The following is a 19,875-nucleotide window of genomic DNA, read 5'->3' on the forward strand; positions in this document are numbered from 1 at the left end:
ATCAGCCCTCGTCGATGACGCGCAGCAGCATCGGCGTCGGGTTGAAGTTGTTGCAGGGGGTGAGGTCCTGGGGGCAGGCCGACAGGAGCACCACGAGGTCTTCGTGAGCCTTCAGCGTGATCGTCGCCCCCGCCTCGTGGGCGGCAGGGTCGGTGACTACCGAGCCGTCCGGTTGGACACGGTTGTGCATGAACACGTTCCAGGCCGTCTCGCCATGCAGCTCGTAGTCCTCCCCGAGAAGGTCCCTGGCCTGCTCCAGGTTGCCGAGGCAATGTGCGTGGTCGGGGAGGCCGTAGTCGTTGAGATATCGTTCGCGATCACAACACGGCACGATGATGTCGTGCCTCTCGACATCGTCCCGCACAATGGTGAACACCGGGTTGCGATGATTGGAGAAGACCTGCGACCCGGTCTTCAGCACCACCGACTGGTTGCAGGACACGGTGTGCGTCGGCGACATGTACTCGGAAGGATCCTTGCGATACCAGGCGACGATGTCGCCTACCTGGTGGCCCACAACGTCGACGATGTCGAGCAACTGGCCCTTTTTGACATAGACGCCCCGACCCTCGCGTGAGGGGACGAGGACCTCCTCTACAGTCGTACTCATCGCTGCTCCTCTCGTTGTATCTCGTTCACACGTGACCTGAACCGGGCGGCTCGGGAATCTCTGGGGTGACTGTGACCGACCTGGAAGCGGCCGGCGTGTTGCGGCTCCGCAGCGCCCGGACGATGCCGTCGATGATCACGGCACTGATGCCCGGGATGTCACCTCGCGTCAGAGCGCTGCACGCATCATCGGCAAGGGAACCCCACGGCGCGTCGCACACCACCAGATCGGCCGGCCGACCGACCTCGACCTTGCCCGACTCCAGGTCATAGACGTCGGTAGTGTTCCCCGACGCCCACGCCCACGCGAGTCCGGGCTCCACCCCGGCCAGCGAGCACAGCTCGGCCATCGTCTTGATGATCGCCAGCGGAATGACCCCCGTGCCGGTCGGTGTGTCCGAGCCGATGATGACCCGATGCTCCGCACCGGCCTCTCGGACAGCCTTGGTGATATGGATGGCACTGCGCAGATTGCCGGCCTGAACGAATTGGAGAACGAGATCGGTCTCGTTGACGAGCGTGAGCAAGCCCTCGTCGTCGAGCGACGTCGGCCCACCGTTGATGTGCCCGCACACGTCGGGCCGGAGCAACAGCAGGTGATCGACGGTGATCGGTTTCGACCCGGGGATCGACGCCCCACCGGAGTGGCACATCACCTTGATACCCGCCGCCTGTGCGGCCTTGACCTGAGGCAACCCGTCTGCGGGGTCCTGGTAGTTGCCGAATCCGAACTTGGCGAGCCATACGCCCTGGGATGCAATCTCGAGGAAATCCTCGTCGGTGAGCACCGGTTCGATGATCACCGCCCCACCGTGCACCTTCATGCCGTTGGGCCGATAAGTGTCCCACCAGTGCGCAGCTGCCACCGCCAGTGCCTTGACACCGACGCGGTCCCGCGGCCGCCCGGGTGTGTGGATCTCACCGGGTGAGATTGCCTGGCAGATACCGCCGTGAACGTATGACGACAGGAACCCGATCGTGTTCTGCCGTGGCGTGAAGTCGCCCATCACCACGTGACAATGGGAGTCGATGAAGCCGGGACCCACGGTGGCGCCGTGGACGTCGATCACCCGCTCGGCATCACCCATGGAGACACCGCCGATGGTCGCAATCAGACCGTCATCGATGAGCAGTGACTCCGCCTCGGCGATGGGCGCGGTGAGATCACCGGTGAGCAGTGTCCCGATGTTGACGACAGCTGTGGTCTTCGGCTCGGACATGTCGCCTCCTCGCTCGTGGTAGCACCTCGACACACGCAGCCGTTCCGAGCTGTCGCGGTGCTATTCCTCCTGTCTTGCCTGTCTTGCCGCCTTCGCTGCCGGCGGATATGTCTCGTCGAACAATCCCTCCTCGAGACCCTCGAGGTACTCGAGCACGTCGGCAACGTCCGTGACATCCACGTACTTCATGTGGAGATCGAACAGAGCGATCTTGTGAGATACCTCGCCCCGGTCGAACACGGCCTCGTGCGGGATGGTCACCCGCAGATCGTATGAGAGGGCATCGACCGCAGTCGCCCGCACGCACCCGCTCGTGGTACTCCCGGTGAGGATGAGCGAGTCGGCACCCATCTGGTTGAGATGGCTCATCAGCGTGGTGCCAAAGAATGCGGACGGCTTGCGCTTCTCGATGAACAGGTCGTCCGGCAGCGGGGCCACTTCGGCGACGATGTCATTGCCCTTGTGACCCATGACGTCGACCTCGTCCTCGGCCCGGTAACTCTTCAGCGTCCACACGCCCAGGTCGAACCCGTCCTGGCGGCGAGGGTTCGTGGTGTAGATCACGGGAAGCCGCTTACGGCGTGCCGCATCGAGGATCGACCGGATCGCCGGGATGCCTCGCGACCAGGCGACACCGCCACACGAGTAGCGCCACCGCTTGATCGAGTCGAGGATCGGCTCTTCACGATCGCCGGAGAAGTTGTAGTTCACGTCGATCACCATCACCGCGGGCCGCTTGCCGTAGCCGGCACGCTTGCCCCACCCGGCAGCCGCAAACACGGCCCGGTCGGTATCGGTGATCACGTCGTCCCAGATCGCCATGGATCAGCCTCCGATGGGCCCGGTGTACTTGGTGGTCTCAGGACTGAAACCGGGCTTGACAAAGTCATCGCTCAGCCAGCGATCCGTCGGCGCCAGGCGCACCGGGCTGGTGAGCTGGGCCGGCGGACCTGCACTGCGCAGCGTGCGGGGCAAGTACTGCCCTCGGGGATCACCCACCGGACGCATGCCCGGCGAGTCGTCCGCCCACTCCGCCGTTACCTTGCCGCGCATGATCGTCTTGATGGGCCATCCCGTGAAGGTGTGGCCTTCCATGAGCGACCAGCCGGCCCTCGTGTTGATGTGCTTCTTGTTGACCTCGACCTCACGCCCAAGATCGATGATCACCATGTCGGCATCGAAGCCAGGCATGAGCGAGCCCTTTTTGCCCCACAGGCCGGACGTCTTGGCCGGGTTCTCGCATGACACTTGAACGACACGTTCCAGGCTGCAACGGTGTTTGTTGACGCCTTCGGACAGCATCACCGGCAGGAACAGCTCCACCCGGCTGAAGCCGGTGCGCAGCTTCCAGATGTTCTCGTTGTACATCTCCTCGCGCGTGATGCCGGCTCCCAGCCGACCACATGGTCGGACCCCACCACGTCGACGATGCCTTCGGCGAGGGCCTCCCACAGTGCCTCGATGTTGTCGCGGCGCCGTAGTGGCACGTTGATCCGCCAGCCGTACTCCGGCTCCGCCCACAGCCAGGCCGGACCGGTCTGGGCGTACAGCTGCAGACCTTCGGCGCGGGCCTTGAGGACCTCCTCGAAGCTGAGTCGGGTGGTGCAGTGCTGCAGGTAGAGCGGCACGTTGCCGGGAGTCTGAGCTGCGAGATAGGCGTAAGCCCTGACGTGCTGCGCCTCGAGGAAGTCGGGCGAGCGATCGGTCCAAGCCCCGAAGTCGGTGCGGCCGGCCTCGAGAAGGCGGTCCTCGAAGATGCGGCCGATCTCCCAGTTCTCCGGGTGGATGTGAACAATCCCCGGATAACCGAGGTGTCCGACCTCTTCCATGACGCGGTAGACGGTGCCATCGTCGATGCCGGCGCCGAGGCCTGCCCTGCGGCTCGGCCAGTTGGTGTCGACGTCATCGGACGTACCCTTCATGCTGCGGGTCTGGAGGTACAGTTTGTACGAGGTGACGCCGTGTTCCTCCGCGTACTGGGGGATCTCGTCCGCGTGTTGATCTGTTTCGAGCATGTAGGTGAAGTACGCGTCGACATGGCTGACCGTCTCGACGACTTCCTTGCCGGCGGGGAACGACTCGTTGAACGAACCAACGTCCGCTTTGGCGACGACCTCCTTGAAGGGCTTGGTGCCGAGTCGGGTGACGGGCGCCTGGATGCCCCACGTGGTGACCCCGGCGCAGGCCGCGGCGCGTGACTCGCTGGTCATGTCGTACTCGAACGGCACATAGCAGCCCGGGTGGGCCTCGGAGTCGACGATACCCGGGAGGATGTAGTGCCCCCTGGCGTCGATGGTCTCCTTGGCGTTCGGGAGCAACTCGTCGGGAGCCAGCAGCGCAACTTTGCCGTCCTTGACTCCGACTCCGACACGATACCGACCGTCACCGAGGACGACGGTCCCATTCACGACCTTCAGATCGAGAGGCTCGCCCACCATGAAGTCCTCCTCTCCTGGCCTGACACATCATCAGGCACTAGGGTTGTCTCTTACAGAGAGACAGCCTACCATCGGTGCCGGGGCGGCGACAACCGGAACTCGGCCGGGCCCCACACCGCAGGCGGACCACACGCACACGAGAGGACTCATCCGATGCCGAGCATCCGCAAGATCGCCACTTTCATAGAGGACGGCCTCACAGAGGCGGGCATTCCTGTCGACCCGCTGTACCGCAAGGTGGCCGTCGCCGCCGTCATCGAGAACCCCTACGCCGGACGGTTCTCCGAGGACCTCGGCGAGATCATCGACTTCAGCGTCGGCCTCGGCGATCTCCTCGCCAACCGTCTCGTCGAGGCGATGGGTGAGCAGGTCAATGGTTATGGCAAGGCGAGCATCGTCGGTATGAAAGGCGAGGTCGAGCACGGCCACGCCTTCCTGACCACCCCGATGGCCAATCGCTTCCGGGAAGCCGTCGGCGGCGGCAGGGCCTGGATCTCGTCGACCGGCAAGCGGGGCGCCCTCGGGACGATCATCGATGTGCCTCTCGCCCACAAGGATGCTCTGAAGGTCCGCTCGTTCTACGACACGATGACCGTGAGCGTCCCCGATGCCCCCGAGCCCGACGAGGTGGTCGTCATCATCGCAGGCGTGAACCGGGGTCGGCCCAACTTTCGACTCGGGGGCCTGTTACTCGAAGACATGATCGGCGAGGACGGCCTCCACTAGCGACACGAGTTTCCGAGGACGACACACCACCCGCCGCTGCGGGGAGAAGGAGGACAGACAAGATGACGCTGCTACCGGAGCCACAAGCGGAGTACGGCACGCTCAAGAACTACGTCGGCGGGGAGTGGAAGGAGTCCACAGGCTCTCTCCGGGACGTGGTCAACCCCGCGACGGGGAACGTCATCGCCCGTGTGCCGGACTCGACCCCGAAGGAGGTCGCCGAGGCCGTGGCGATCGCAAAGGAAGCCTTCCAGGAGTGGAAGCACACCTCGGTAGTCAAGCGGACTCGCCCGTTCTTCCACCTCAAGTGCCTGCTCGAGGAGCACAAGGAGGATCTGGCGCGCTCCCTGGTCCAGGAGATGGGCAAGACCATCAAGGACGCCCGCGCCGAAATGCTGCGGGCCATCGAAGAGATCGAAGCCGCCTGCGCGATCCCGACGACTACCAGGGGCTACCACCAGGAGAACATCGGCCCGGATCTCAATCTCAGGGTCACCTACATCCCTCGTGGCGTGTTCTTCATGGTCCCGTCGTTCAACTTCCCGGCGATGGTCCCCCTCGAGTACCTGCCGTATGCCGTGGCAGCCGGCTGCACGTACATCAACAAGCCATCGTCGCGGGTTCCGATCACCCAGGCACGCATCTTCGAGTTGATCGACCAGTGCGGTTTCCCTCCGGGTGTGATCAACCTGGTCCACGGAGGAGCAAACGTGGTGAATGCCCTCATGGAGCATCCCGACACCGAGGGCTTCTCCTTCGTCGGATCCACCCGGGTCGGCGCGGCCCTCTACGCGAAGGCGGCGTCGCTGGGAAAGCGGGGACAGGCGGCGACCGAGGCCAAGAACCACTTCGTGGTCATGCCCGACGCCGATCTCGACACCGTGGTGAACGCTGCGCTGGCCTCGTTCTTCGGAGCAGGGGGTCAGCGCTGTCTTGCTGGATCGGTGCTCGTGCCCGTGGGCGAGATCTACGAGCCGCTCCGCGATCGATTCGTGGAGGCGGCGTCGCAGTGGAAGCTGGGGTACGGGCTCGACGAGACCGTGAACCTGGGCCCCGTCGTGACACATCGCGATCGCGACCGGATCAACGGCATGATCGACACTGCCGTCGCCGAAGGTGCCGCTCCTCTGCTCGATGGACGCAATCCTGACGTTCCGGACTGGCAGAACGGCGCCTTCGTGGGTCCGACGATTCTCGACGGTGTCACCCCCGACATGAAGATCGCCCAGGATGAGGTGTTCGGCCCGGTCGCGGCGATCAGCGCCGTGGACAGCCTCGACGAGGCGATCACGCTGATCGAGCGCAGCCGCTTCGGACACTCGGCGATGCTCTTCACCACGAGTGGCCCGGCGGCCCGGTCGTTCGAGTCACGGGTGCCGGTCGGCAACATCGGCATCAACGTCGGCGTGCCGGCGACCCAGGCGTGGGCGACGCTCGGCGGCCTCAAGGAATCCGGGTATGGAGCCGTGCACGGTCGGGGCGAGTCCTACCTGTTCTTCACCGACCGCAAGATCGTCGCCGAACGCTGGGCCTGACCCTGTCCCGCAGGCAGGAACCCACGGCCTGCTCCCGATTCCTCGGGGGGAGCAGGCCCCTGTGTCGATGTGCGCCGGATCTTGCGTCCGGAGCGAGTCGCCCTGATGGGCAAATCCGTCGAAGGTCGTCCCGGCTCCGCGTAGACGGCCGCTCCGGTGCCCAAACACGTGAAAGGCGGTTTGGGATCGTGCCGGCGAGCAGGCCGGCAACGACCTCGTCGAGATCGTTCCTCACGACCTGCGACACGGATGCACGTCGATGAGGAGAGCGGAATGGATGCGATGGACCGCCTCGCGAGACCTGTCAAATCGCGGGACCCTGTCAAGTCGCGGGACCCTGATTCGTCCCAGGCGGAGTCGTCGACCTACCCCAGAACGGCTGAAACCCCCGCTGAGCAGGGGTTTCGCAAGCTCCGGGGGTGAGACTCGAACTCACAACCTGCGGATTAACAGTCCGTTGCTCTGCCGATTGAGCTACCCCGGATCGGAGAGGGATGGTACCACCGTAGAATTGGGTCCCGTACGAAGGGAGCAACGATGAGGTTTCGACTTGGCTTGGCGCTCGGTTTCGCCCTCGGATACATTCTCGGCGCCAAGGCCGGCAAGGAACGCTACGAACAGATCGTCAAAGCGTTCCGCGGGCTGACCGAAATCGAGGGTGTTCAGAGCGCGACCGACAAGGTGAAAGAGACTGTTGGCGAGGGAATGGCAACGGCATCACAACTGATCCGGGATCGCGTCGAGACCTGACCGATCCCCCGGCTCAGTCGTCGCCGAGGAATCCTTCGAGCCGCTTCGACCGGGCCGGATGCCGCAGTTTCGCCAAGGCTTTCGTTTCGAGCTGGCGAATCCGCTCCCTGGTCACGCTGAAGTGCTTCCCGACCTCTTCGAGCGTACGCACTCGCCCGTCCTCGAGTCCGAACCGCATCACGATGACCTGTCGTTCCCGCTCGTTGAGCTCTTCGAGAGCGTGTGCGACGTACTCCTGAAGCAGCTTGAAGGCCGCCGCCTCGACCGGAACGTCGGCTTCGGGATCCTGTACAAAATCACCCAGGGTGGAATCGTCCTCCTCCCCGAGCGGCGTCTCGAGTGACACGGGATCCTGAGCGATGCGACGAAGCTCAGAAACTCTGTCCGGGTCCACCTCGAGTTCGGCTGCAATCTCTGCAATCGTCGGCTCTCGGCCGAGTTCCTGCAAGAGACGCCGTTGCGCGTACGCGAGCTTGTTGATCGTCTCCACCATGTGCACCGGCACTCTGATTGTGCGCCCCTGGTCGGCAAGAGCCCGCGTCACCGACTGTCGGATCCACCAAGTTGCATACGTCGAGAACTTGAAGCCCTTGCGATAGTCGAATTTCTCCACTGCACGCATGAGGCCGAGATTCCCTTCCTGGATCAAGTCCAGCAGCGGCATGCCGCGTCCCACGTACCGCTTGGCGATGGACACCACCAGCCGGAGGTTCGCCTCCACGAGCCGCTGCTGAGCGGAATCACCTCGGCGTCGGTCCCGCTCGAGAATCGCACGATCTTCGGTGCTGAGCGACAAACTCTCGCTCTCGAGCTGCTCTGCGGCACGTCGCCCCGCCTCGAGCAGCATTGCCAGTTCGACCTCCTGCTGCGGGGTGAGTAACGCAACCCGCCCGATCTCCCTCAGATACATTCGCACGGGATCGGAGACCGCCATCAGGTCATCCTCGACGACGCGAATGTCCAGAACATCCTCGCTGTCCTCCTCGATGCGTACATCTCGGTTCCTCAGCCGATCAGACACATAGTCAAATGCTTCGACAGGCGCCTTCAGGTCTTCGAGTTCCTGCTGAATCTCACCCACGGTCACGAACCCACGCTGGCGGGCACGTTGGACAAGGATCTCGATCAGGTCATGGAAGGATTCCAACTAGTTCCTCTTTCCCATCTCGCGCTTCCTACGCTCCAAACCTATCAACTCACCGAACAACGTGGAATGGGCCTGTGGCTCCGATCCCGGATCAATCTGCTCCAGCCGGCGGCGAATCTCCGTCACCTGAACGTCGATCCGGGCAATCTCCAGCCTTCGGACGAGCGCCGCGGGATCCTCCAGCGGCTGCTCGTCGACGATCAATGATCGAATCATCTGGCCGATCCGATCGTTTCGTTCGCCGACCACACTGCCCAATTCGGGGCGCATGCCGGGAGGTAGCCCGGCCAGCGCGCTTTGGAGCAGATCGTACGCTTCGCGATGATCCTCCCCATCGAAGAGGTCCCGGTCGATCTCGAGTCCTTCGAGTCCCGGATCGTTGACTGCAAGAGCTCGAAGAAGTTGACGCTCCGCCTTTTCGATTCCAGACCGGCGAGCGGGCGGGCGCTCCGTCACCGGTTCGCTCCGTCCACCACCGTATGCCTTCTCAACGGCGGAGAGAACCGGCGCGAACTCGGAGCCAACCTTCCTGGCAAGAAAACGGGCGTACTCGCGACGCACGAGCGAGTCGGGCTGTCGGGCGAGCAGGCCCACGATCGATCGGATCGCCCGTGCCCGTGCTTCCGGTTCGTCCAAGTTGTACTCGAGCAGTTCCCGTTCGATCCGAAACTGCAGCAGAGGCTGGGACTGCTCGATCGCCTCCCGCAGCTCGTCGACTCGCCCGCCTTGCACCATGTCGGCGGGATCTTCTCCCTCGGGCATGACCGCGACGCGCACGTCGAGATCCAGCTGCACGGGAGTGCGCAGCTCGTTTCCGCGGATCGCTGCTCCGGCTCCCGCCTGATCGGCATCGAACGCGAGAACCACACGGTCGGCAAAGCGGCGCAACACGTCGAAGTGATCCTCGCCAAGCGCGGTGCCACACGTTGCCACGGCCTGAGAGATACCGGCCTGATGCATGCCGATCACATCGGTGTATCCCTCGACGACCACCGAGAACCCGGAACGGCTGATGTCCCCCTTCGCCCAGTTGAGGCCGTAGAGCAGCCTCGCCTTCTGATAGATCCGGGTCTCAGGGCTGTTCAGGTACTTGGGTCCTGTGCCTTCGAGAAGGCGGGCTCCGAATCCGACCGGATCACCGCGAAGATCAAAGATCGGGAACATCACCCGGTTCCGAAACCAGTCCCTCAGCCGTCCCTGGCTGGTCCGGGCTGCGAGGCCTGCGCCCACCATCATCTTCTCCGACACCTTGTGCTCGCGCAGGTGATCGATGAGAGCGCTCCACTGCTCCGGCGCATAGCCGATCTGGAACCGATCGATCACGTCACCGTCATACCCGCGACCGCGAAGGTAGGCACGCGCATGGCCTGCGTCGACACCGCTACGCAGACGCTCGTTGTAGAACGAAACGGCAAGCCGAACTGCTTCGACCAGGGCCTCCCTCTCCCCCTTTCGACGGGCGGCCTGTGGATCACGATGCAGTGTGATACCCGCCTGTGCAGCCAGGTACTCGACTGCCTCACTGAAATCGAGACCCTGTGTTTCCTGCACGAACCGAAAGATGTCTCCGCCGGCGCCGCAGCCAAAACAATGGTAAAGACCTTGAGCGATGTCGATGGACAATGATGGCGTCTTCTCCTGGTGGAACGGACAGATGGCCTTGTAGCTGCGGCCCGTTCTCTTGACGGTGGTAACGGCTTCAAGCAGATCCACGATATTGACTGCAGATCTGACACGCTCGATGTCGGTACGCTGAAAGGCCATCACGGCGAGTGTAAACCGGTACCGTGCCGGCGGGAACGGCGACGAACGCCCTCGACTCCGTACAATCACCCGTATGCATATTGCTTTCATCAACCCACAAGGGAATTTCGATCCTCAGGATCGATACTGGACCCAGCACCCCGACTTCGGTGGCCAGTTGGTGTACGTCAAACAGGTGGCGAACGCACTCACTGCACAAGGGCATGACGTCGACATCCTCACTCGACGCATCGTCGATCCCCGGTGGCCCGGCTTCGAAGCCGAGCAGGACGCCTACCCCGATGGCGCCCGAATCGTGCGACTCCACGCAGGACCGAACGACCGGTTCGTGTGCAAGGAGGACCTCTGGCCTCTGCTCGGCTCGGACTGGGTGCCCAACATCCTCGCCTTCTATGGAGCGGATCTCCCCGACGTATTCACGGCGCACTATGGCGACGGCGGAATCAGCGCCGCACTCGTCCGATCGAGAACCGGGATTCCGTACACGTTCACGGCACATTCGCTCGGCGCACAGAAGCGCGACGGCCTCCTCGCCGCCGGGGAATCCATCGACGAAGCCCACTATCACTTCGAGCGACGCCTCGAGGCCGAACGCGTCGCCATGAACCACGCCGGCATCGTGATCACGTCGACGAACCAAGAACGATCTGTCCAATACGGTCATCCCGCCTACGAAGAGGCCATCGACCCGAGCGACGACCGGCGTTTCGCCGTCGTACCGCCAGGGGTAGACCAATCTGTGTTCTCCCCGGGGGTCGCCGACGAAACTACCTCTCGACAGATTCGTGCTTTCCTGGAAAGAGATCTGGAAGCCTCTCGGATCGGACTCCCTGCCGTGGTGTCGTCGAGCAGGCTCGATCCGAAGAAGAATCATCGCGTCCTCATCGATGCTTTCGGCCACAATCAGGAGCTGCGATCTCGTGCGAATCTGGTGCTCATCACGGGGGCGATCAGAGATCCGCTGCGTGACGACGGTTCCGCCTCGCCGGCCGAGAAGCTCGTCCTCGCCGATTTGCGCGATGCGATCGCCTCCTACGGCCTGGGCGGAATCCTCTCGGGTTTCGCCATCAGCGGCCAACGCTTTCTCGCCGACGCGTACCGGTTCTTCGCCGCCCGAACATCCGTCTTTGCTCTCACAGCGCTGTACGAGCCGTTCGGACTCGCGCCCCTCGAGGCTGCTTCGACCGGCCTCCCTGCCGTGGTGACTCGTAACGGGGGCCCCACCGAAGTTTTTCACGACGAACATGGGGAGTATGGGATCTTGGTCGACCCGTCCGATCCCGACGACGTCGCCGACGGCCTCCTCAGGGCACTCGATCAATGGCATCACTTTGCCGAAGCAGGCCGGCGTCGCGTGCTCGAGCGGTACACGTGGGACCGCACGGCGCAGGGGTACGTCGCCGCGATTCGGCGGGCCCTCACGCATCCGTCCCATCCCACGGAGCCCATTCCGGCGTGGTGCTCTCTCAGGAGCTGACGATCCTGCGCTTCCGCTCGGAGAACAGGTCCGCCACGCCGACGGCGAACAGCGGAAGGAGTGGCCCCGCGACCAAACCCGCCTCGGTGACAGTTCTCAAGAGTACGAACACGTAGGCCGTCACGACTCCGACGGAGATCCAACGCCCGAGACGCGAGTGCCGCTCTGGATCAAACCGCAGCGCGATGACGGCCCCCGCCCCGTACCCGGCCACCATTCCGGTGACCACATCACGGGCCACGGCCAGCACCGGAACGGCAACCACGATCGACAGCAGCATCGCGACGACCGTTGCCGCCGCCGGACTTGGATGTTTCGAGCCGAACGCCAATACGAGGAATGCAAAGGGGACGGCTGCCAAGCCAAGCGCCAGCAGTCCGCCTGGCTGTATTTGGCCGTCGATCTTGCCGGAGAGGAACGCGAGCAGGACGGCAATCGAGCTTCCGGCGGCGATCACCGTCGCGAGCGTCAGCGCCAACCACGTGCGCCGAGCTGTGATCGACTCGTCGGCCAACGATCAGCCTTTGACCGAGCCGGCAGTCAGGCCACGAACGAAGTACCGCTGGAGTGAGAAGAACACCGCCAGTGGGAGGACCATCGTGATGAATGCGCCCGAAGTCAGCAAATGCCAGGCTTCCCCGCGGGTGCCGTTCAATTCGGCCAGCGCCTGGGTGACCACCCGCACGTCGTGAGTGCCACCCAAGAAGACGAGGGCCACCAGGAAATCGTTCCACACCCAGAGGAACTGGAAGATCGTGAACGACGCCAAGGCAGGCACCGAGAGCGGAATGACCAGCCGCCAGAAGATCGTGAAGTGGCTCGCTCCGTCGATCTTGGCCGACTCGATCGTCGAAGACGGCAACGAGCCGATGTAGTTCCGCAACAGATAGACCGCGAGCGGAAGCCCGAAGCCGGTATGGGCGAGCCACACCGCCATATAGGTTCCGGTCAGGTGCAGGTTCGGAAAGATCGTCACCCCCATGAAGTGCCCACCGCGTGAGTACAGGCTGAGAATCGGGATCAGGGTCATCTGCAGCGGAACCACCATCAGGCCGACGACCGCCACGAACAGCCACTGGCGTCCCTTGAAGTCCATCCAAGCGAACGAGTATGCAGCGAACGCGGCGATCGTGATCGGAATCACCGTCGCTGGAATGGACACGGCAAGGCTGTTCAGGAAAGCGTTCCCAAAGCCCTCAGAGGCGAGGACGTCCTTGTAGTTCACAAGGGTCCACTGGGCCCCGTCGAACAAGTGAGGCAAGGCCGTCCACCATCCTGACGTTCGGACCAGATTCGGGTTGCGGAACGAGCTGATGAGCAGCCCGAGGCTCGGAATTACCCACAGCAGAGAGATGACGATGATCGTCAACTTGCTGGGCATGCCCTGGAAGAGCCGCCGGAAGAACCCGGGCGGGCTTTCGAGGCGGACCGTTGCCGTTGTCATCGGATCGCCTCCTCTGCTCGGAATCTCCTCACGTTGAGCACCATGATCGGCATCACTGCCACAAAGAGCACGACAGCGATCGCAGCTCCCTTGCCGTTATCTCCGAACTTGAAGAACCAACGAAGCATCCGCTCCGCGATCACCTCCGTACCGTTTTGACCGTTCGTCATCACCCAGATGATGTCGAAGATCTTCATCGCATTGATGACCATCGTCGTGGTGACCACCACGATCGTCGACATGATCGATGGAACGATCACCAGCCAGAACACCTGGAACTCTCTCGCCCCGTCGATGCGGGCGGCCTCGAGGATGTCATCGGGAACGGCTTTGATCGCAGCAGAGAGGATCACCATGGCGAAGCCGGTCTGGAGCCACACCATGACCACCATGAGCAGGAGGTTGTTCCATGGCTGTTCCTGGAGCCAGGGAACCGGCTGCTTGCCGGCGCTGACCATGATGCCGTTGAGCAGCCCGATCTGATTGCCGAAACCTTCCGGTCGAAAGCTGTACACGAATCGCCAGACGATCGACGCGCCAACGAATGAAACGGCCATCGGCAGGAAGATCAGCGACTTGGCCACCGCTTCGCCCCGCTGGAGACGGTCGACGAGCATGGCGAATCCGAGACCTACCCCGACGGTGAACAGAGGAATGGCGACGACCCACCCGAAGGTGTTGCGAATCGACCGCAGCATCGCCGGGTCGGTGAACACGAACTTGTAGTTGTCCAGACCCACGAACGACGTGGACGTGGCATCTTTGAAACTCAGCACCGTCGTGTTGATCGCCGGATACACCAGGTAGACAGAAAGGATCACTAGCGCCGGCCCGACGAACACGTACGGTCGCACGTGCTCCTGGACCCGATCCGACAACTGGCTCACGACGAAGTCCATCGCCCAGAACAGCACAAAGATCCCGCCCACACCCACGACAATCGCGACGAGTGCCAGGACCAACTTCGGGGCGTCACTGTCGCGAAGGAACCGAAACGTCAGCCATAGGAGGGTGAAAGCAACGATCGGTACGCCAAAGGAAGCAACAAGTCGGAGAACGCCCACCCACACCGACCGCGCGGCCCGTTCGGCGACGGACACTTCAGGTTTCAGCTCAACACTCAACCACGTTCCTCCCGACGTTCTGTCCGACTATACAGAAAGGGAGGCGGCCGATGCGGCCGCCTCCCGTATTATTGATTCCCGTTCGCCCTACGAGGACGGCCAAGAATCGTCGATGTCCTTGAGGACTGTATCGAGCGAGCTGGGCCCACCCTGCATGTAGTCGACCATTCCGGTCCAGAAGCTGCCGGCTCCAACGACCGACGGCATCAGATCGGAAGCGTCAAATCGAGCGCCCTCAATCTTCAGCGCATCGACGATCGCACCGGCTGCCGTGGCGGTGATGCTGTCTTTGTAGCAGTCAGGACCGACGTTGACGTTCGGCGAGATGCGTCCAGCGTCCGTGCCGCCCTGGGCGCACTGGATGTCCGTTGAGATGAAGTCGTTGAGGAACTCCCGCACCTCCGGACGGTCATTGAAGACCGCTCCGAGTTCACCGGCGATGAGCGCACCCTTCTTGCCTGGGTCAATGTCCGGGAATGCAAACACGCCGTAGTCGGTGCCGGCAACGAGCGTACGCCCGTCCTGCGCATCGAAGAACTGTGTGATGAACGATGCCTGCCGGTGCATGAAGCACGACGGCGGGGTATTGAACATCGGGTCCGGCGCATCACGGAAGTCGATCGCTGGGATCTGATCCGCGCCACCCAGAACGTATCCGGGGGTAAACGTCACATCACCGAGCAGTTCGAAGGCCCGCTTGACCTCTGGGCTCTCGAAGAGCAGCTGGTGGTTGACCCACTGGTCATACATGTCCGCACCTGCGGTCCGGAGCATGATGTCTTCGATCCAGTCGGTGCCCGGCCATCCGGTCGCCGCTTCCGAGCCGAAGCCGATGCACCACGGCGTGTTGCCGTCGGCGACCATCTTGTCACTGAGAGCGATCATCTCGTCCCAGGTCTTCGGCACCGTGTACCCGGCGTCGGTAAATGCCGGCTCCGTATACCAAACCAGGCTCTTGAGGTTCGTGTTCGTCGGAAGTCCGTAGTGCTTCCCGTTGTACTCACCGAGTGACAACAGATACTTTCCGAACGTTGCCTCGAGTGCCGCCATGTCGAACCCGAGGTCTTCGAGTGCGATCGCGTTGCCGGCCTTCGCCTGTTCGATCACTGCGCCTGGCTGCGGGTACAGCGCGATATCGGGTGGGTTCCCACCCTCGACACGAATCTTGATCTGCTCCTCGAAGCTATCGGAACCCTCGTAGGTCGCCTCGTAGTCCTTGTCGGCGTTGTTGATCTTGTCATCGATCACCGACTGCACTGCTTGCGCTTCGGTGCCGCTGAAGGCCCCGAAGACATTGACCTTCGCCTTCTCTGCAGTTCCTCCACCGCCTCCACAAGCAGCCGCAATCATGGCCATAACTGCGAGCACAACCAACCATCGAGCTCTTTTCATGAGTCATTTCCTTCCCTCGACTCACGACCTTGAGGGTCGTCGGTATTTCATGCTACACGGCAAGGTACCCCCCGTGCCTCCCGCATGCCCCAAAGTTCCTCAGGCTCGGAGACGGTCCCGGAGATGTCCGATCAACTGATCGACCGAAACCCGGTCTTGTTGCATCGTATCCCGATCGCGCACCGTGACGGCACGGTCTTCGAGCGAGTCGAAATCGAATGTGATCGCGTACGGAGTACCGATCTCGTCGTGACGCCGGTACCTACGACCGATCGACTGTGTGACGTCGAGTTCCAGCATGAAGTGAGGACGAAGCATGTCGGCAACCTTCTCGGCCTCCGCAACGAGGTGCGGCTTCTTGGACAGTGGCAGCACCGCAACCTGATACGGAGCCAGCCTCGGGTCCAGACGCAAGACCACCCGTTTCTCCCCACGGACCTCCTCCTCATGGTACGCGTCCATCAGAAACGCGAACGCAGCCCTGGTCGCACCTGCCGCCGGCTCGATGACGTAGGGGAAGAACCGTTCCCCGGACTCGTCGTCGAAGTAGCTGAGGTCCTGGCCGCTGGCCTCGGTGTGCGCGCGCAGGTCGAAGTCGGTCCGGTTGGCGATCCCCTCGAGTTCGTCCCAACCCCACGAGAAGCGGTACTCGACGTCCGAGCATGCGGCGGCATAGTGCGCCAACTCGTCGTGGCCGTGTGGCCGCAGGCGGACGTTCTCCTCGGACATGCCAAGCTCCAGATACCAGCGGTGACGCTCACGAGACCAGTACCGATACCACTCGTCCGCCTCCTCGGGACGGCAGAAGAACTCCATCTCCATCTGCTCGAATTCGCGAGTCCGAAACACGAACTGCCCAGGGGTGATCTCGTTGCGGAACGACTTGCCGATCTGGGCAATGCCGAACGGAAGTTTCATTCGTGCCGTGCGGCGCACGTTCTCGTAATTAATGAAGATTCCCTGCGCCGTCTCCGGGCGCAGATACACGAGCCCGGCGTCGCTCTCCACCGGACCCATGAACGTCTTGAACATCAGGTTGAACTGACGCGGCTCACCGAACGTGCCCCGTTGACCGCACTGCGGACACACATCCTGGTCTTCGAGTTTGTCCAACCGGTAGCGGGTCTGACAGTTCGAACATTCGACCAGCGGGTCGGTGAACGAAGCCTCATGTCCCGAGGCAGCCCAGACTTGGCGTGCCTGAAGGATCGCCGAGTCGAGCCCGACGATGTCCCCGCGCAGCTGCACCATCGAGCGCCACCACTCGTTCTCGACGTTTCGCAGCACCTGGACGCCCAGCGGGCCGTAGTCGTAGGCGGAGCGCAGACCACCGTAGATCTCCGAGGAAGGGAACACGAAGCCTCGCCGCTTTGCGAGGTTGACAATGGTGTCGAGTGTGGCGGGCATGATGGGCTGCGTCCTCTTGGTCGTGGCGGGAACGGACAGATACTAGGAGACCGTACCTCGTATTTCGTACTTCGTATTTGGACTTGGCGGCAAAGCGGCAGCCGGCCCGCAACAGAACCTCGTGTCACGGTACAAAGAGGATCAACGGACAGGGATAGGGCAGAGTGCCTGCGGCAGGAAGCCTGACCAGGCGCTGGGGTATCTGATCTGGACATGTGCATCTTTGTCCGCACATGGTCGCGAGTCCGCCTCGCCTGATGAACGCCCTATCCGCGCGTCCTCGAAGTACAAAGTGCAAGATGCGAAATACTGCGAGCGAAGCGTGCCCGGCTACACGCTCCCGAAGCGCCGCTTGCGACGCTGATACTCGGCGATTGCCGCGACCAGATGTTCCCTGGAGAAATCGGGCCAGAGGACTTCTGGAAACACGAACTCGGCATAGGCTGCCTGCCACAGCAAGAAGTTCGACAGACGCATCTCTCCAGAAGTTCTGATGACGAGATCCACATCCGGCATTTCCGGCACGTAGAGCTGCCCTGCGAACGTCGACACATCGATCCTCTCAGGATCCAACTCACCCCGCTGGGCAAGCAGGGCAAGACGTCTGGCTGCCTCGGTGATCTCCGCCCTGCTGCCGTAGTTGAACGCAAACACGAGACGCATGCCATCATTCGCTGCCGTCATCGCCGAGGTCTCCATCATCCGGGCCCGGTTGCGGGCGGGAATGCGAGGGTCGTCCATATCGCCGGCGAAATAGATGCGAATCCCCTGTGCGTCAAGCTCGTCGCGCCGCCGCAACAGGAGGTCCTCGTTGAAGAACATGAGGAACTCGACCTCGTCGTCGGACCGGGACCAGTTCTCCGTCGAGAACGTGTAGGCGCTGAGCCACGCCACCCCGAGTTCTCGAGCCGACTCGATGGTGGCAAACAGCGATGCTTCCCCCGCGGCATGCCCTGCGGTACGCGGGAGGCCTCGCTGCTCGGCCCAACGTCCGTTGCCGTCGAGAATGAGCCCAACGTGAGCTGGAATCCGATTCAGGTCCAAGTGCGTCTCACTCATGCATCACCGCCAGGGAAGACAACCTCCGCTCCAGATGATGCTCGAGGAATCTCCTCGTGATGCCGAGCGCTTCACCGGAGAAGACGGGGTCCGCTGGGGGAAGCTTGTCCAGATCTGAAGCGGCCAGGCCTGCCAGGTAGTCGGTCAGGCCCGACCGCAGCCGGATCGTTCCACTCGGCCGGCACGAGGTGCACACCGCCCCGCCTGCCGAAAGGCTGAACCGAAGGGGAGCATCTGCTCTCCCACAACCGGCACAATGATCGAGCGCCGGAGCGAACCCGATGACGTCGGTGAGTTTCAACAAGAAAGAGGTCACGAGATCGGCCCCCTCACCGCGCCGATCCAAGGCCCTGAGACCTCGCTGCAGCAACAGGAAAAGTCGAAGCGAAGGGTCCTCCTCCGTCGCCACCGCGTCGACGACCTCGACCATCGTGCCGGCTGCGAGCACCCGATCCAGATCCATCCGGACGTTTGGGAATGCTTCGATCACGGAAACCTGGGTGATCGTGTCCAAGTTACGTCCCTCGTACAGGATCAGGTCGACGTGGGTAAACGGTTCGAGGCGGCCACCGAATCGGCTCTTCGTCTTGCGGATTCCCTTTGCGACCGTCCTGAGCTTGCCGTTGTTGGCGCTCAGGATGACCACGACACGGTCCGCTTCTCCGAACGGGAAGCTGCGGAGCACGATCCCCTGGTCACTGCGAATACCCATGGGGGGATGGTAATGGTCGAGCTGCGACCTGCCGGTCATCAGTCATCAGTCATCAACGCGTTCCCGACAGAGGACGGCGCGACAACTACTGACGACTGAAAACTGACAACTGATCACTTTCCAAATCCGAGTCGATCCAGCATCTGAGGTTTGCGTTGCCAGTTCTTCTCCACCCTGACACGCAGATCGAGATAGACCCGCGCTCCAAACAATCGCTCCAACTCTCCGCGCGCCTCGGATCCCGCATCGCGAAGCAGAAGCCCACCCTTGCCGATGACGATGCCCTTCTGCGAATTGCGCTCGACGATGATGAGGGCGTCCACGTACACCGAACCGTCGGGACGCTGCTCGATCTCACGAACGTCGACGACGAGCGAATGAGGAAGTTCGTCTCGGAGGCGGGCAAGGAACTTCTCTCTGATCAACTCCCCCGCGAGGAAGGACTCCGGTTGATCGGTGACGGCATCCGCCGGGAAATAGGCGGGACCTTCGGGAAGGAGTTTGCCCAGCTCGCGCAGGATCGGCTCCAAACCCTCCCCGTGCAGCGCGCTCACCGGTACGTATGCGGCAAACCCCCATGCCGCCGCCTCCGCCAGGCGTTCGGGGATCTGCCCTCTCCTTGCAGCGTCGATCTTGTTGACAACGACGATCACGGGCGACCCTGCTTCCGCGAGCCGTTCCGCGATCAAACGATCGCCAGGACCGACTGCAGCGGTAGCGTCGATGAGGAAGATGACCGCGTCTGCCTCGGCGAGAGTTCCGTAGACAAGCCGGTTGAGTCGTTCGCCCAGAGCGTTGCGGGGCTTGTGAAGGCCGGGAGTATCGACCAGAACGGCCTGGAACTCGGGCTCTTCGGTCACGGTCACGACACCGCGCACCACGTTACGGGTCGTCTGCGGACGGGGAGACGTGATCACCACCTTGTGCCCGACCAGCGCATTGACGAGCGTCGATTTGCCCACGTTCGGTCGTCCGACGACCGCCACGAACCCCGACCTCACGTGGTCGCCAGAGGGGTCACCCGAACCTGGATCACCCTCCGCCCCTGCACCCTGACCACGACGAAGCGGA

At 62.7% G+C, this 19,875-nt stretch carries 17 protein-coding genes, 1 tRNA gene and 1 pseudogene; 4 read left to right on the forward strand and 15 right to left on the reverse strand.

The annotated features are described in order from the left end of the window. Nucleotide 1 precedes the first annotated feature (1 nt). From GWP04_03090 to GWP04_03105, 4 genes and pseudogenes are all read right to left on the reverse strand, one after another. Nucleotides 2-610: a DUF1989 domain-containing protein gene (locus GWP04_03090; protein ID NIA24536.1), complete on the reverse strand. Its 609-nt coding sequence runs from the start codon at nucleotides 608-610 to the stop codon at nucleotides 2-4. A gap of 25 nt (nucleotides 611-635) precedes the next feature. Next, nucleotides 636-1,829, reverse strand: a complete 1,194-nt coding sequence (locus GWP04_03095) for an amidohydrolase family protein (protein NIA24537.1) — start codon at nucleotides 1,827-1,829, stop codon at nucleotides 636-638. A 60-nt stretch (nucleotides 1,830-1,889) separates the two neighbouring features. Further along, nucleotides 1,890-2,651, reverse strand: coding sequence for an isochorismatase family protein (locus tag GWP04_03100; protein NIA24538.1), 762 nt, complete (start codon nucleotides 2,649-2,651; stop codon nucleotides 1,890-1,892). Between the two features lie 3 nt (nucleotides 2,652-2,654). Further along, nucleotides 2,655-4,267 (reverse strand): annotated as a pseudogene (locus GWP04_03105) (amidohydrolase family protein). 153 nt (nucleotides 4,268-4,420) lie between these two features. Between GWP04_03105 and GWP04_03110 the strand changes: the two are divergent. Together GWP04_03110 and mmsA are read left to right on the forward strand one after the other, a co-directional pair. Continuing rightward, on the forward strand, nucleotides 4,421-4,993 hold the full coding sequence (locus GWP04_03110; GenBank protein ID NIA24539.1) for an amino acid synthesis family protein: 573 nt from the start codon (nucleotides 4,421-4,423) through the stop codon (nucleotides 4,991-4,993). Between the two features lie 62 nt (nucleotides 4,994-5,055). After that, nucleotides 5,056-6,528, forward strand: a complete 1,473-nt coding sequence (gene mmsA / locus GWP04_03115) for a CoA-acylating methylmalonate-semialdehyde dehydrogenase (GenBank protein ID NIA24540.1) — start codon at nucleotides 5,056-5,058, stop codon at nucleotides 6,526-6,528. 411 nt (nucleotides 6,529-6,939) lie between these two features. Here the strand turns inward: mmsA and GWP04_03120 are convergent. After that, a tRNA-Asn gene (locus GWP04_03120) sits at nucleotides 6,940-7,012 on the reverse strand. Nucleotides 7,013-7,065: 53 nt separating this feature from the next. On the opposite strand from GWP04_03120, the gene GWP04_03125 reads away from it, so the two are divergent. Then, nucleotides 7,066-7,278: a hypothetical protein gene (locus GWP04_03125; protein NIA24541.1), complete on the forward strand. Its 213-nt coding sequence runs from the start codon at nucleotides 7,066-7,068 to the stop codon at nucleotides 7,276-7,278. A gap of 13 nt (nucleotides 7,279-7,291) precedes the next feature. On the opposite strand, the gene rpoD is transcribed toward GWP04_03125, so the two are convergent. After that, the gene (gene rpoD / locus GWP04_03130; protein NIA24542.1) at nucleotides 7,292-8,212 is read right to left on the reverse strand and encodes an RNA polymerase sigma factor RpoD; all 921 of its coding nucleotides are present in this window, start codon (nucleotides 8,210-8,212) and stop codon (nucleotides 7,292-7,294) included. Between the two features lie 213 nt (nucleotides 8,213-8,425). Further along, nucleotides 8,426-10,189 (reverse strand): DNA primase, encoded by a 1,764-nt coding sequence (locus tag GWP04_03135; GenBank protein NIA24543.1) that lies wholly within the window; start codon nucleotides 10,187-10,189, stop codon nucleotides 8,426-8,428. Between the two features lie 73 nt (nucleotides 10,190-10,262). Between GWP04_03135 and GWP04_03140 the strand changes: the two genes are divergently transcribed. After that, nucleotides 10,263-11,666, forward strand: coding sequence for a glycosyltransferase (locus tag GWP04_03140; protein NIA24544.1), 1,404 nt, complete (start codon nucleotides 10,263-10,265; stop codon nucleotides 11,664-11,666). On the opposite strand, the gene GWP04_03145 is transcribed toward GWP04_03140, so the two are convergent. The 8 genes from GWP04_03145 to GWP04_03180 form a co-directional block, all read right to left on the reverse strand. After that, on the reverse strand, nucleotides 11,656-12,180 hold the full coding sequence (locus tag GWP04_03145) for a hypothetical protein (protein ID NIA24545.1): 525 nt from the start codon (nucleotides 12,178-12,180) through the stop codon (nucleotides 11,656-11,658). The two genes, GWP04_03140 and GWP04_03145, sit on opposite strands and share 11 nt — an antisense overlap. Nucleotides 12,181-12,183: 3 nt before the next feature. Then, on the reverse strand, nucleotides 12,184-13,110 hold the full coding sequence (locus GWP04_03150; protein ID NIA24546.1) for an ABC transporter permease subunit: 927 nt from the start codon (nucleotides 13,108-13,110) through the stop codon (nucleotides 12,184-12,186). Beyond that, on the reverse strand, nucleotides 13,107-14,009 hold the full coding sequence (locus GWP04_03155) for an ABC transporter permease subunit (GenBank protein NIA24547.1): 903 nt from the start codon (nucleotides 14,007-14,009) through the stop codon (nucleotides 13,107-13,109). The genes GWP04_03150 and GWP04_03155 overlap by 4 nt, the downstream gene beginning before the upstream one ends. A gap of 312 nt (nucleotides 14,010-14,321) precedes the next feature. Beyond that, nucleotides 14,322-15,626, reverse strand: a complete 1,305-nt coding sequence (locus GWP04_03160; GenBank protein ID NIA24548.1) for an extracellular solute-binding protein — start codon at nucleotides 15,624-15,626, stop codon at nucleotides 14,322-14,324. A 99-nt stretch (nucleotides 15,627-15,725) separates the two neighbouring features. After that, complete coding sequence (locus GWP04_03165) at nucleotides 15,726-17,033, reverse strand: glycine--tRNA ligase (GenBank protein NIA24549.1); 1,308 nt, start codon at nucleotides 17,031-17,033, stop codon at nucleotides 15,726-15,728. 330 nt (nucleotides 17,034-17,363) lie between these two features. Then, a complete protein-coding gene (gene uppS / locus GWP04_03170; protein NIA24550.1) occupies nucleotides 17,364-18,092 on the reverse strand; it encodes a di-trans,poly-cis-decaprenylcistransferase in 729 nt (242 codons plus the stop codon). Further along, on the reverse strand, nucleotides 18,085-18,804 hold the full coding sequence (gene recO, locus GWP04_03175; protein ID NIA24551.1) for a DNA repair protein RecO: 720 nt from the start codon (nucleotides 18,802-18,804) through the stop codon (nucleotides 18,085-18,087). Before recO ends, uppS begins: the two co-directional genes overlap by 8 nt. Nucleotides 18,805-18,917: 113 nt before the next feature. Beyond that, nucleotides 18,918-19,805 (reverse strand): GTPase Era, encoded by an 888-nt coding sequence (locus tag GWP04_03180; GenBank protein ID NIA24552.1) that lies wholly within the window; start codon nucleotides 19,803-19,805, stop codon nucleotides 18,918-18,920. Nucleotides 19,806-19,875: the final 70 nt, after the last annotated feature.

Source organism: Gammaproteobacteria bacterium (assembly GCA_011682695.1).
GTDB lineage: Bacteria > Actinomycetota > Acidimicrobiia > Spongiisociales > UBA4744 > BMS3Bbin01.